12 protein-coding genes and 2 tRNA genes are annotated in these 12213 nt (G+C 71.7%); 7 read left to right on the forward strand and 7 right to left on the reverse strand.

The features are described 5' to 3' along the window. Nucleotides 1-7: 7 nt before the first annotated feature. Complete coding sequence (locus tag QA802_RS16255) at nt 8-550, reverse strand: cupin domain-containing protein (protein WP_334522897.1); 543 nt, start codon at nt 548-550, stop codon at nt 8-10. A 324-nt stretch (nt 551-874) separates the two neighbouring features. Between QA802_RS16255 and ehuB the strand changes: the two genes are divergently transcribed. The 6 genes from ehuB (at nt 875) to QA802_RS16285 (ending at nt 5348) form a co-directional block, all read left to right on the forward strand. Continuing rightward, the gene (ehuB, locus tag QA802_RS16260) at nt 875-1801 is read left to right on the forward strand and encodes an ectoine/hydroxyectoine ABC transporter substrate-binding protein EhuB (RefSeq protein WP_334522900.1); all 927 of its coding nucleotides are present in this window, start codon (nt 875-877) and stop codon (nt 1799-1801) included. Next, nucleotides 1801-2586, forward strand: coding sequence for an ectoine/hydroxyectoine ABC transporter permease subunit EhuC (gene ehuC, locus QA802_RS16265; RefSeq protein ID WP_334522903.1), 786 nt, complete (start codon nt 1801-1803; stop codon nt 2584-2586). The genes ehuB and ehuC overlap by 1 nt, the downstream gene beginning before the upstream one ends. Next, a complete protein-coding gene (ehuD, locus tag QA802_RS16270) occupies nt 2583-3230 on the forward strand; it encodes an ectoine/hydroxyectoine ABC transporter permease subunit EhuD (RefSeq protein ID WP_334522906.1) in 648 nt (215 codons plus the stop codon). The genes ehuC and ehuD overlap by 4 nt, the downstream gene beginning before the upstream one ends. Before the next feature lie 115 nt (nt 3231-3345). After that, nucleotides 3346-4116 carry an ectoine/hydroxyectoine ABC transporter ATP-binding protein EhuA gene (ehuA, locus tag QA802_RS16275; RefSeq protein ID WP_334534679.1) on the forward strand — a complete coding sequence of 257 codons (771 nt, stop codon included), beginning with the start codon at nt 3346-3348 and terminating at the stop codon, nt 4114-4116. A 298-nt stretch (nt 4117-4414) separates the two neighbouring features. Further along, nucleotides 4415-5173 carry an IclR family transcriptional regulator gene (locus QA802_RS16280; RefSeq protein ID WP_334522909.1) on the forward strand — a complete coding sequence of 253 codons (759 nt, stop codon included), beginning with the start codon at nt 4415-4417 and terminating at the stop codon, nt 5171-5173. A 101-nt stretch (nt 5174-5274) separates the two neighbouring features. Further along, nucleotides 5275-5348, forward strand: a tRNA-Lys gene (locus QA802_RS16285). Here QA802_RS16285 and QA802_RS16290 read toward each other — a convergent pair. The 5 genes from QA802_RS16290 to QA802_RS16310 all read right to left on the reverse strand — a co-directional run bounded on the left by QA802_RS16290 (nt 5314) and on the right by QA802_RS16310 (nt 11219). Continuing rightward, complete coding sequence (locus QA802_RS16290) at nt 5314-7002, reverse strand: long-chain-fatty-acid--CoA ligase (RefSeq protein WP_334522912.1); 1689 nt, start codon at nt 7000-7002, stop codon at nt 5314-5316. The genes QA802_RS16285 and QA802_RS16290 overlap by 35 nt on opposite strands. A gap of 106 nt (nt 7003-7108) precedes the next feature. Further along, on the reverse strand, nt 7109-7573 hold the full coding sequence (locus tag QA802_RS16295) for a DUF3592 domain-containing protein (RefSeq protein ID WP_334522915.1): 465 nt from the start codon (nt 7571-7573) through the stop codon (nt 7109-7111). A gap of 122 nt (nt 7574-7695) precedes the next feature. Then, nucleotides 7696-8301 carry a lytic polysaccharide monooxygenase auxiliary activity family 9 protein gene (locus tag QA802_RS16300; RefSeq protein ID WP_334522918.1) on the reverse strand — a complete coding sequence of 202 codons (606 nt, stop codon included), beginning with the start codon at nt 8299-8301 and terminating at the stop codon, nt 7696-7698. 197 nt (nt 8302-8498) lie between these two features. Next, the gene (locus QA802_RS16305; RefSeq protein WP_334522921.1) at nt 8499-9605 is read right to left on the reverse strand and encodes an SPFH domain-containing protein; all 1107 of its coding nucleotides are present in this window, start codon (nt 9603-9605) and stop codon (nt 8499-8501) included. Nucleotides 9606-9731: 126 nt separating this feature from the next. Then, nucleotides 9732-11219, reverse strand: coding sequence for a peptidoglycan-binding protein (locus QA802_RS16310; protein WP_334522924.1), 1488 nt, complete (start codon nt 11217-11219; stop codon nt 9732-9734). Between the two features lie 201 nt (nt 11220-11420). On the opposite strand from QA802_RS16310, the gene QA802_RS16315 reads away from it, so the two are divergent. Continuing rightward, nucleotides 11421-11494, forward strand: a tRNA-Lys gene (locus tag QA802_RS16315). Nucleotides 11495-11570: 76 nt separating this feature from the next. On the opposite strand, the gene QA802_RS16320 is transcribed toward QA802_RS16315, so the two are convergent. Beyond that, entirely contained in the window at nt 11571-12197 is a 627-nt protein-coding gene (locus QA802_RS16320) for a class F sortase (RefSeq protein ID WP_334534681.1), read from the reverse strand. Between the last annotated feature and the right edge of the window lie 16 nt (nt 12198-12213).

Genomic DNA, 12213 nt, shown 5'->3' on the forward strand with positions numbered 1-12213 from the left:
GGGCGGCTCAGGCGTTGTCCGGGGCGGTCCGGCGCAGCTCGTCACGCCAGAGGACGCTGTCGACGTAGTGGTTGTCGTAGTGCTCGGAGCTCGCGCGGATCTCCTCGACGCTCGCCTCGCCCTGGTGCACGCGCTCCAGCAGCCGGTAGTAGTCGAAGCGGTGCAGTCCGGGCGTGAAGAGGACGAGCAGTTCGGCGGTGCTGCCGGGAGCCGGCGCGAAGGCGTGCGGGACGGTCGGCGGGACCGTCAGGAAGTCGCCCCGGTCCAGCGTGCGCACCTCGTCGCCGACCAGGAAGCGCATCCGGCCGTCCAGGACGTAGAACACCTCGGTCGCCTTGGTGTGGAAGTGCGCGGGGGCGCCGGGCGAGCCCTCGGAGAACGTCGCCTTGTTGGCGGTGAGGGCCTCGCCGGTGGCGTCCGCGTCGGCGAGCAGCGTGATCAGGCTGAGGGCGCCGTCCTGGAGGGTCTCGGCCTCACCGGAGCGGACGACGAGGGGGCTGACGGCGAGGGGGCTGGAGACGAGAGGGCTGGAGACGAGGGGGCTGGTCATGGGAACTCCCGGAGATCGGTGGGCGATGGACGGTGGGCGGCTGCCGGCCTGCGGCCGTTCGGACCCGTCACAGATGAATCTATGCCGCCGAAAGACCCGCCGAAGGGTGCATTGCAGTCCCGTTTTCATGGGTCAATCCGATCGCGTCCCGCCGCGCCGGCGGTGGTCGTCCCGCCGCGTCGCCGGTGGTCGTCCCGTCGCGTCGGCGGCAGCCGTCCCGCGTCCGGGCAGCGGGTGACGCGAGGCCCTTCGCGCACTCCCTCGTGACGAACGGGGCCGGAAGCGATCCGCATAACTCGCCGGAAGCCGGGTAGCGGCGCGCCCATGGCTCGACCACAAGCACACAGATCAGGAACCGGCCCCCGACCCCACAGAGGACCCAGCCGCCGTTCGCTGCTCGTCGCGGCGGTGTCGCTGAGCGCCGCGGCGGGTCTGGGGGCGGCCGGCTGCAGTCGCGTCCCGGACGACGGAAAGGTTCTCGGGGGCAGCCTTCTGGACGCCTTGCGGGAGCAGGGGTCCGTGAAGATCGGCATCGCGAGCGAGCCGCCCTTCGGGTACGTCGGGGACGACGGGCAGGCCACCGGGGAGGCGCCCGCGATCGCGAAGGTGATCTTCAAGCGGCTCGGCATCGACGAGGTGAAGCCGGTCCCGGTGGACTTCGGCGCCCTCATACCGGGACTCAAGGCCCGGCAGTTCGATGTGGTGTCCGCCGGGATGTACATCAACCCGGTCCGGTGCGAGCAGGTGCTGTTCGCCGACCCTGACTATCTGATGCTGGACTCCTTCATCGTCCGCAAGGGCAATCCGCACGGCATCAAGACGTACGACGACGTCAAGAAGAAGGGGCTCAAGCTCGCCTCCGGGAAGGCGTACGCCCAGATCGACTACGCCAAGGCCGCGGGCATCGGCGACGTGCTGGTGCTGCCGGACCAGGTGGCCGGTCTGGACGCGGTCGCCCAGGGCCGGGTGGACGCCTTCGCGGGCACCCGCATCACGGTGAAGTCGGCGGTGGAGAGCTCCGGACGGGTCTCCGCGACCGAGCCGTTCCAGCCAGTGGTGGACGGCGAACCGGCATACGGCGCGGGCGGCTTCGCCTTCCGGCAGTCCGAGAAGAACTTCCGTGACGCGTTCAACGAGGAGCTGCTGAAGCTCAAGAAGGACGACTACCGGGAACTCCTGCGGATCGTCGGCCCCTTCGGCTTCGAGAAGGCCGACATGACGGACCTCACGGCGAAGGAGCTGTGCGGCTGATGATGAGTTCCGAGTTCTTCACCACCTGGTTCCTGCCGGGCATCTGGGTCACCGTCCAGGTGACGGTGTACGCGGCGGCCCTCGGCGCGGCCGTCTCGTTCGCGATCGGACTGGCCCGCGGTTCGCGGTACTGGATCGTCCGCTTTGTCGCCGGGATCTACTTCGAGGTCTTCCGGGGCATGTCGGCGCTGGTGCTGATGTTCTGGATGTTCTTCGCGCTGCCCCTGTTCGGCTGGCAGCTGGTGCCCATGTGGGCCGGCGTCAGCGCGCTCGGCCTGACCTACGGAGCCTACGGCTCCGAGATCGTCCGCGGGTCCCTGGCCGCCGTCGCCCCGGCGCAGAAGGAGGCGGGCGTCGCGCTCAACTTCACCCGGCTGCAGCGGCTGCGCCTGATCGAACTGCCCCAGGCCTGGCCCGAGATGGTCCCGCCCTTCAACAACCTGCTGATCGAGCTGCTGAAGGGCACCGCCCTGGTCTCGGTCATCACCGTGGCCGACATGACGTTCGCCGGCAACCTGGTCCGGCTGGGCACCAACGAGACCACCCCGGTCTACACCCTGCTGCTGGTCCTGTACTTCGTCCTCGCGTTCCTCATCACCCGCGGCATGCGGCTGCTGGAGCGCAGGGCCAAGGCGGGGGTCGGGCAGCTGCCCGAGAAGCCCGGCGGGACCACCCGCACGGCCGGTGGAACGACCCGAACATCCGGCGGGAGCACCCGCACGTCCGACGCCCGCGGTGAACACCTGCCCGCCGGTTCGCGGTCCGCGGCAGGAGGCACGGCATGAACTGGGACTGGAACGTCGTGGACGACTTCATGCCGCGCTTCTGGGACGGCGTGCTCGTCACCCTCCAGGCGCTGGCCGTCGGCACGCTGATCGCCTTCGCGCTGGGACTGGTGTGGGCGCTGGCCCAGCGGTCCGGGCGGGTGTGGGTGCGCTGGCCGGTCGTCGCGGTCACGGAGTTCATCCGCAACACCCCGCTGCTGGTGCAGCTGTTCTTCCTCTTCTACGTGGTGCCGAACTTCGGCCTCTCGATGTCGCCGCTCACCACCGGCATCGTCGGCCTCGGTCTGCACTACTCCACCTACACCGCCGAGGTCTACCGCGCGGGCATCGACGGCGTGCCCGCCGGCCAGTGGGAGGCGGCCACGGCGCTGAGCCTGTCCAAGGGCCGCACCTGGCGGGTGGTGATCCTCCCGCAGGCGATCCGCCGGGTCGTCCCGCCGCTGGGCAACTACGTCATCGCCATGCTCAAGGACTCTCCGATGATCGCGACGATCGGCGCCTTCGACATGCTCGGCGAGGCCCAGACCTTCAGCAACGAGACCTTCACCACGGAGGCGCTGACCGTCGTCGGCGTGGCGTTCGTCGTCATCGCCTACCCCGCCTCCCTTCTGATCCGAGCCCTGGAGCGACGCCTTGTCCGCTGACACCGATCCCGCGCAGCCCCTCGAGTCCGTCGAGTCCGCCGAGTCCGCCCAGTCCGCCGAGTCCGCCGAGTCCGTCCGGTCCGCCCAGTCCGCCGAGTCCCTCGCCAACCCGCCGGTGGACGGCAGTGAGCTGATCCGCTTCGACAAGGTCACCAAGCGGTTCGGCGACCACACCGTCCTCGACCGGCTCGACTTCTCCGTCGACTCCGGCAAGCACGTCACGCTGATCGGCCCGTCGGGCTCCGGCAAGACGACGATCCTGCGGCTGCTGATGACCCTGGCCACGCCCGACGAGGGCACCATCCGGGTGGGCGGCGAGTACCTGACCCACGAGGAACGCGACGGCAGACTCGTCCCGGCCGGCGAGAAGCACGTCCGCGAGGTCCGCAAGAACATCGGGATGGTCTTCCAGCAGTTCAACCTCTTCCCGAACATGAAGGTGCTGCGCAACATCACGGAGGCGCCCGTCACCGTCCTCGGCCTGTCCCGGGACGAGGCCGAGCAGCGGGCGCGCGAGCTGCTCGAACTCGTCGGCCTGACCGAGCACATCGACAAGTACCCGAGCCAGCTGTCCGGCGGCCAGCAGCAGCGGGTGGCGATCGCGCGGGCGCTGGCGATGCGGCCGCAGGTCCTGCTGCTGGACGAGGTGACCTCCGCGCTCGACCCGGAGCTGGTCGCCGGCGTCCTGGACGTGCTGCGGGACATCGCCCGCACCACCGACATCACGATGCTCTGCGTGACCCACGAGATGGGCTTCGCCCGGGACATCTCGGACCAGGTGCTGATGTTCGACTCGGGCCGGGTCATCGAGTCGGGCACGCCGGAGAAGATGTTCAGCGACCCGGAGCAGGACCGGACACGGGAGTTCCTCAGCGCCGTGCTGTGACGCGCCGTGCCACCGTGCTGTGACGCGCCATGCCGTGGAGCGCCGTGTCGTGGAGCGCCGTGCCGTGGAGCGGGCTGGGCGGTTCCTCCGGTTCCTGCCTCTGATTCCTCCAATTCCTCCAATTCCTCCGGTTCCTGCCTCTGGCATATGACAAAGGAACAGTCTGCTGGAGAGGGGGTCGGCAATCCCGCCGAGACCCCTCCCCGCGGGCCCGTCGCCGGTTATCGTGATAACGGTTCACTGACCGGATTACGGCCCATAGGCAAGCGCAGCCGACACCGCGAGCGCAGGGGGAACCGTGGCGCTGAAACACGAGCCGACCGCGCCGTACCACTCGACCCAGCACGCCCTGCGCGTCCTGGAGAGCGTGGCACGGCACCCCACCGGAATCACCGACAGCCGACTCGCCCGCCTGACCGGCCTCAGCCCGGAGCGCCTGACCACGCTCCTGCGGATGCTCCGCCGCGAGGGATACGTCGAGCAACTCGCCGACGGGGTGTACGTGACCGGTGACGCCCTCACCCGCCTCGGCTCCGCGCAGGACCACGACCAGGCCCTGCGCGCGAGGCTCCAGCACACCCTCGACCGGCTGCGCGACTCCGTCGGCGCGGCCGTCTACATCAGCCGGTACGTCGACGGCGAGGTCACCATCACCCAGTACGCGGACGGCCCCGCCACCCCGTCCGTCAACGAGTGGTTCGACTTCCGCCGCTCCGCGCACGCCACCGCGCTCGGCAAGAGCCTGCTCGGCCAGCTCGACCACAACGGCCGCCGCGACCACCTCTCCCGGCACAAGATGGCCCGGCTCACCTCGCGCACCATCACCAGCGACAGGCTGCTGCTGTCCCGTCTGGAGGCCCAGGCGCCCACCGTCCCGGTGCTCGACCTCCAGGAGTACGCGGTCGGCACGGTCTGCGCGGCCGTCCCGATCACCGCCGGCTCCACGGCGGGCTGTCTGGCCCTCTCCCTGCCCGTCGCCCACGCCCACCGGCTCCGCCAGGCCGCCGAGACCCTGAACAGGAACGCGGCGCCGGTCCTGCTGTCGCTGGCCATCTGAGGCGCGTCCCCGGGGGTGCCGCCGCGTGGTCGGAAGCACCCTCGCGGACCAGGTAGTATTTTCTTCGTCGCAGGCCGCCGAAGGCGGAGGGCGAGAGTCATGCGCCGCTAGCTCAGTTGGTTAGAGCAGCTGACTCTTAATCAGCGGGTCCGGGGTTCGAGTCCCTGGCGGCGCACAGATGAAGGGCCTCTCGTGAACACGAGGGGCCCTTCGGCTTCCCCCGCCGTCAGCCTCCGGTAGGCGGACTCCCCCGGCGGCCGCCACCACACCGGGTCGGCGCAGCGCGGCCCCTCGCGGCGCAGCAGCGCCCGGTGGATCTTGTTCGTCGCGGTGACGGGCATCCGCTCCACCACCCGCACGAACCGGGGCGCCATCTTCGTGCCCAGGTCGGGCTGGGCGAGCAGGAACCCGGCGAAGCCCGCCGGGTCGAACGTCCCGGCCAGCGCCGCCATCACCTGGTCGCCGGTCACCGGGTCCGGCACGGCGTAGACGGCGACGGCGTCCGCCCCCTCGTACCGGGCGAGGATGTTCTCGATCATCGCGGCGGCCAGGTTCTCGCCGTCGACGCGCAGCCGGTCGTCCGTGCGGCCCGCGAAGTAGAGGAAGCCCTCGCGGTCCCGGTAGAAGAGGTCGCCGGTCCAGTACGCGCCGCCCTTCCGGCGCCGCTCCGCCTCCGCCGCCGGGTTGCGCCAGTAGCCCTCGAAGGGGTTCGGGCCCCGGTTGACCAGCTCCCCGATCGCCGCGTCGCCGTTCAGCAGCCGTCCCGCCGCGTCGAACACGGCCCGCGGACACTCCTCGCACGTCTCCGGGTCGAGGACGACGAGCCCCTCGCCCGCCCTGCCGACGGCACCCGGCGGAGTGCCGGGCGACCACTGCACCGCCGCCCCGCCCTCCGAGGAGCCGTACCCCTCCACCAGCCGGACCCCGAACCGCCGTTCGAAGGCGGCGGCGTCGACCGCTCCGGCCTCGGTGCCGAAGCCCAGCCGCAGCGCGTGGTCCCGGTCGTCCGGGCCGGGCTCGGTGGCCAGGACGTACTGGATCGCCCGTCCGACATAGGTGAAGTACGTCGCGCGGTGGCGTCGTACGTCCGCCAGGAAACCGGACGCCGAGAACCGCCGCCGCAGCGCCACGCCGGCGCCGGCCGTCAGCGCGGGCGCCCAGTCGGCGATCACCGCGTTGCCGTGGAACATCGGCATGCAGACGTAGTGCACGTCGTCCGGGCCGACGGCGAACTGCCCGGCCAGGGAACGCCCGGCGGCCGCCAGTCGGCCCTGGGTGCAGATCGCGGCCTTGGGGGCGCCGGTCGAGCCGGAGGTGAAGTAGAGCAGGAGCCGGTCGGCGGGCGTGGCACGGGACGGGTCCGGGCGGGCGTCCGCGTACGGGGCGAGGAGCGCGTCGTACTCCGGCGTACCGGTGATCAGCAGGCGGACGCCGGGCAGGTCGAGCCCTCTGAGCAGCGGCAGGTGGGCGTGCTCGGTGATCAGCAGCCGGCACTCGGTGTGCAGAACGTCCCGGGCCAGCTCGGGGCCGCGCCGGGTGGAGTTGATCCCGGCGACGGCCGCCCCGGCAAGGGCGGCGGCGGACAGCCAGAGCGGGAACTCCGGGGTGTTGTCCAGCAGCAGCCCGAGGTGCGGCGGGCCGTCCGGCGGCAACAGGTCGGTCAGCAGGGCCGCCCGGGCGGCGGCGCCGGCGGCGACCTCGTGGTGCGTGAGGACGGTGTCCTCGCACCACAGCCCCGGCCGGCGGTCGCCCCAGCGGGCGGCCACGAGTTCGGCGACGGTACCGGATCCGGGCCCGGGTCGGGTACCGGTGTTCCTGGTGGACTCCATGAGCGCGCACGGTAGTTGACGTATCGTCAGATGTGGAGGGTCGGGGGGAGCCAGGGAGAGCCGGGGGACCCGCGCCGTCGGATGTGCGGCGTCAGGGAACGCACCGTCAGGGCATCATGCTGTCCGCCTCGGAGAAGAAGGTGTGGGCGAAGACCATGAAGCCGATGCAGAAGGCGATGAACACGGCGCAGAGGGCCAGCAGACAGCCGGTGCCCGCGGCGAGCCTCCCCCGGTTCGGCCGTTGGGCCGTGGCCCCCTCCGGGTGGTCCGGCGCGTAGAAGACGGTGACGATGTCACCTTCGATGACGGTGCCCGGACCGCCGCCCTCGTCGAAGCGGTAGGCGCGGCCGTCCCTCGTCGTGAACTCGTAGACGTGGTGCAGGGTGGTGCTCACCGAGGTGTCGCCGCCCCCGCCGCTGGTGCGCGTGTAGGTCCGCAGACAACGGCCCTCGGCCGTGACCCCGCTGTCCCAGGCCGCTCTGACCTGCCGGGTCCGGCCGAGGGTCTTGTACGCGAGGAAGAGCATGACGGCGATCACGATGCTCGGCACGACATAGAAGAACGTTTCCATGAGCTCCCCCGGTGTTCTGAGATGTTCCCCCACGCCGGCCTGGTCTTGCCGGCGTGCAGGGAACGTACCCGTGCGCGGGCCCGGGGGAGCTCAAGCGATGCTCAGGAAAACCGGTCGGACGCTCAGAACGCGACGTCGGAGCAGGCGTAGAACGCGTTGGCCGTGTCGGCGATCGTCCACACGGCGACGATCATGTGCCGTCCGCTGAGCCCGGACGGCAGCGTGCCGCTGTGCGAGAGGGTCGACGGGGGCCGCTGACCGCCGTAGGGCACGGTCAGGAACGGCGTGAGGTCGAGGTCGGAGCGGGCCAGGTGGTGGTTCTGGTTCCAGCCCTGCCTGGTGACGTAGTACGCGAAGCCGGTCGTGGCGTGCATCGCGGTGAACTGCCAGCGGAAGGCGTAGCTCCGGCCGCCGTTCACCCGGGTGGCCGGCCACGCCCCGCCCGAGGGCGTCCGCGGACGGTCGAGCTGGGCGAAGCGGGTGTTGCCGCCGGAACATATCCGGCCGTCCGCCGGGCCCGAGCCCGGGAAGCCCTTCGGGCCCTCGACGCTCTGCGGCTCCCACTGGATGTCGCCGCAGCCGGTGACGGAACCGTTCTGGCAGAGCTTCTGCCGGCTGACGGGGAGGTCGGTGTAGCCGTGGCCGCTCGCGCCGCCGGCGGTGAACACGAGGGCCCCCGCCGTGGTGAGCCCGAGCGCGGCGGCGTACCACTTGGTCTTTTTGCGCATGCTGCCGCTCCTGGAGAACGTGGGGAGTTCAGTGAGCCGAGCCGAGCTGATCCCAGACGAGCTGAGCCGAGCCGAGCAATGCAGGTCTAGACCAAGTTCGAGATTATGGGCGAGCGCTGAACATGTCCATAGCCGTCGCGGGTTCTGTTCGACGGGCCGTCAGGGCGATCGCAGTTCCGTTTTGTTCGACGGGGCCGTCAGGGCGACTGTTCCCGGCCCGCGCAGAAGGCGACGGTCAGGTCCTTCACCAGCGCCTTGCGCTCGTAGTCGTCCAGTTCCACGAGCCCGCGCATGGTCAGCCGGGTCACTGTGTCCTCCACCGAGTCGACGACCGAGGTCAGCACGGTGGCCCGGTGCTGGGCGTCGAGCGCGGCGATCCGGCGGCGGTGCATCGCGGCGGCGACCTCGGGGGCGTACTCCACCCGGACCGGCTGCACCGAGAACACCTCGATGCCGACCACCCCCGCCTCCCGCGCGACCAGCCGGGTCAGCGCCTCCCCCGCCGCCTCCACCGAGCCCCGGCCCGCGCCCGGCGTCTCCACCGGGATCCGCGCCAGGGCCGCCTCGACGCACTCACGCAGATACGTCTCGTGGTCCTCCACCCCCAGCGTGGCCCGCGCCGTGTCCCGCACCCGCCACACCACCAGGGCCACCACCCGCAGCGCGACCCCGCTGCCGTCGGCGGCGAACAACGGCTCGCTGCGCCAGTGCCGCAGCCGCACGTCCACCCGGCGGCGCAGCAGCAGCGGGTTCACCCACAGCAGCCCGGTGCGCCGCACCGTGCCCCGGTAGCGGCCGAACAGGCCGAGCACCCAGGCACGCCCGGTCCGGCCGCGGGCGAGACCGCCGAAGCCGAACAGGGCGAGCGTGCCCGCGCCCGCGTACGCCGCCCACTGCGCCGGACCGAGGCCCGCACGGGCGATCCCCGGCAGCCGCAGCGCCGCCACCGCGAGCGGAGGTAGGACCCCGGCCCACCACGAGGCGGCCACACAGCCGGTCACGCCGCAGACCCCGGCGAGCACTCCCACGGCGCCGGGCAGCACCCTGGCCGGCCGCTCCGCCAGCTCGGGGTCCGGCTGCGGTCCGGGGCGGGGCTTCGCCGTCATCGGCCGGCGCAGCCTCGGTTGCTCCCCGGTGCCCGCCCGGCCGGCCACCACGGCGGGTCCGAGCGGCACCGGCCACGGCTCGGGCTCGTCGCGGAACAGCAGGTGGACGGGGATCTCGGTGGTCGCCTCGTTCTGGATGAGCCGCGCGGGCCTGGACGGCCCCTCGGACTCGGGTGTGGGAGAAGTGGTCGTGTGCATTGCGTGCCTCCAGCCTCCGCGCCAGATACGCCATGACAGTGGGGGGAACGGTGTGCGGGGAACGGTGTGTGGGGGAAGGGTGTACGGGGAACGGTGAGCCCGGGGACGGCGTGCGGGGGCGGCGGTTTACGAGAAGAGCCGCCGCCAGGTCTCGGGGCCCGGGTAGCCGTCGGCCGCGCCGCCGCGCCAGCCCTGGGCGCGCTGGAAGGCCTCGACCGCTCGCCGGTCCGCCTCGCCCCAGCGCGGTCCCGGGCCCGTCGCGTAGGACCTGCCGAATCCCTTCTTCACCAACTGCCGCCCCAACTCGGTGACATACGCGTCCTGCGCGCCGGGCCGGAACACGGCCCGGCCCGGATAGGCGGGGACGCGCGGCGCCGAGGGGGTGTGAGCGGCGGGTGGCCCCGGAACCGGGGGGATGTGCGGAACCGGCGGGACGTGCCGGGTCGTGATGTCCCTGCCCCTGCCGGTGACCAGCAGTGCCCAGGTCCGCGGGCCGGGCAGGCCGTCGGCGTCGGGGCCGCGCCAGCCCTGGGCCCGCTGGAAGGCCCGGGTGGCCCTGCCGTCGGCGGCCGTCCAGCGCGGGCCGGGTCCGGACGCGTAGAAGCGCTCGGCGCCGCGCTCGACGAGGAGCCGGCCGAGCAGGGTGATGTGCTTGTCGACCGCGCCGGGTCCGAACGCCGCCCGTCCCGGGAACGCCGGCAGCGCGGCCTGTCGCCCGCCGGGCTTGTCCCCGCCTTCGCCCGTGTTCGGGCCCGCGTTCGCGCCCGGGTTCCCGCTCATGGCGCCGGACTGCTCCCCGGCGCCCTTCGCGTCCCGCCCGCCCTTCGCGTCCTGCCCTGCCTTCGCGTCCTGCCCTGCCTGACCGAGGCCCTTGTAGCGATAGGGGATGTAGCGGTCGGAATGGCTCCAGTAGGCGTAAGGAGTGGCCTGGCTGCGAGCGGCGGGACGGGTCTGCTCGTACACGATGTAGTTACTGTGCGTGTAGTCCGTCCAGCCGCCGAAGAGGACGACGTGCGAGCCTTTCTCGGGGTCGGACGGATTGTGGAACAGCAGAATGTCGCCGGGCTGGAGTTCCTCCTTGGAAATCCTCGTCCCGTACTGGTGAAGACTGCTCGTCCACTCGTTCCGGGGCAGACCCCAGGCCATGGAGACGAAGCCGGAGCAGTCCTGCCGGTATCCGTCAGACCAGTAGGCGCGCATGCTGTACGGCACCTGCGCCGAAACCCATTCCTTGGCCCGTCTGATGATGTCGGCGCGGGTCGTCGGAGGCGTTATGACCGGTTCCGCCACCCCGTCGGGACGCGCCGGCTGCCCCGCGGGACCGTACAGTGGGGTCCTCACCCCCTGAGGCGTCTTGGGCTCGTCACCTGCGGGAACGCCGGGACGGTCGGGGGTCTGCGGAGCTGCGGCGGCGGGCGCCGCGACCGTCACCGTCGTCGCGGCCGTCGCGGCCGTCGCGGCCGTCGCGGCGGCCACGACCAGGGCGCGGTGAGCGGACGGGAAGCCGTTGAACGGGCCGGACGGGGAATTCCGGGGCACCCGTCGGTGTGCCGCACACCCGGGGCAGTCGCAGTCGCTCTCGGGATCGAATTCCTCGAACACCGGAGGCTCCATGCGATTCCCCTCACACCTCAGCTGGAAATGTCCGCGACTGCTCACATTCGCCAGTTTCGCAACTGTCTTGTCGACGCGCATGCTGACGGTCCGAATGACGTAAGCGGCGATGTGCGCGGCACTCTCCCGACCCGTCGGCCCGGGGCCCTGGACGGTCAAAAACACCCTCTCCGGTCCTGTAGAGTTACGACGTCAGTGCAAGCGCCGCTAGCTCAGTTGGTTAGAGCAGCTGACTCTTAATCAGCGGGTCCGGGGTTCGAGTCCCTGGCGGCGCACAGACGACGAAGGCCTCTCGCGCGAGCGAGGGGCCTTCGTCCGTTCACGGCAACAGCAACGGCAAGAGCAGAGACGTCACGCGCTCGTGCCGGTCAGGTACGCCGACACGATCACGTTGGCCGTGTAGCTGTGGCTGGCCCGGTCGAAGACGCCGCCACAGGTGACGAGGCGCAGTTCGGCGCGGCCCGCCCGGCGGACGCCGTAGGCCAGCCGGGCGTCGAAGCGGTCGCGCCGGACGACCTCGACGTCGTCGACGGTGAACTCGGCGACCTTCCCGTCGTCCCGGACCACGCGAACCTTCTCGCCGCCCCTGAGCGTGCTCAGCTTGTAGAAGACGGCGGGCCGGGTCTCGGTGTCGACGTGCCCCACCAGCAGGGCGGCGCCCCGCGCACCGGGTTTCGCGCCGCCGGCGTACCAGCCGACGACGCCCGCCTGGTCGAAGGGCGGCGGGTCGACGGCCCCGTTCCCGTCGAGGCCGCGGGCGACGACCGGGGCCTGCACGCCCAGCACGGGGATGTCGACGCGGCGCGGCAGCGCCTGTCCCAACGGCGCTGCGGCCGGTGGGAGCGGGACCGGCGGCCGGCCGGCCGCGGCCATGTCGCTGGCGGCGGGGACGGATCCGCCGGGCCGCACCTCGGTCACCTCGCGCCCCCACAACCACAGCCCGAGCAGCAGCACCGCCCAGGCCAGACCGGTCAGCACGCGGCCGGAAGCACGC

Origin of the sequence: Streptomyces sp. B21-105 (genome assembly GCF_036898465.1) — a bacterium.
Classification (GTDB): Bacteria; Actinomycetota; Actinomycetes; order Streptomycetales; family Streptomycetaceae; genus Streptomyces.

Coding starts and splice junctions, on each gene's coding strand:
- ehuC (WP_334522903.1), top strand. CDS start 1,801: ATGATGAGTTCCGAGTTCTTCACCACCTGGTTCCTGCCGGGCATCTGG.
- QA802_RS16295 (WP_334522915.1), bottom strand. CDS start 7,573: ATGGAAACGTTCTTCTATGTCGTGCCGAGCATCGTGATCGCCGTCATG.
- ehuB (WP_334522900.1), top strand. CDS start 875: ATGGCTCGACCACAAGCACACAGATCAGGAACCGGCCCCCGACCCCAC.
- ehuD (WP_334522906.1), top strand. CDS start 2,583: ATGAACTGGGACTGGAACGTCGTGGACGACTTCATGCCGCGCTTCTGG.
- QA802_RS16255 (WP_334522897.1), bottom strand. CDS start 550: ATGACCAGCCCCCTCGTCTCCAGCCCTCTCGTCTCCAGCCCCCTCGCC.
- QA802_RS16305 (WP_334522921.1), bottom strand. CDS start 9,605: ATGCACACGACCACTTCTCCCACACCCGAGTCCGAGGGGCCGTCCAGG.
- QA802_RS16300 (WP_334522918.1), bottom strand. CDS start 8,301: ATGCGCAAAAAGACCAAGTGGTACGCCGCCGCGCTCGGGCTCACCACG.
- QA802_RS16310 (WP_334522924.1), bottom strand. CDS start 11,219: ATGGAGCCTCCGGTGTTCGAGGAATTCGATCCCGAGAGCGACTGCGAC.
- QA802_RS16290 (WP_334522912.1), bottom strand. CDS start 7,002: ATGGAGTCCACCAGGAACACCGGTACCCGACCCGGGCCCGGATCCGGT.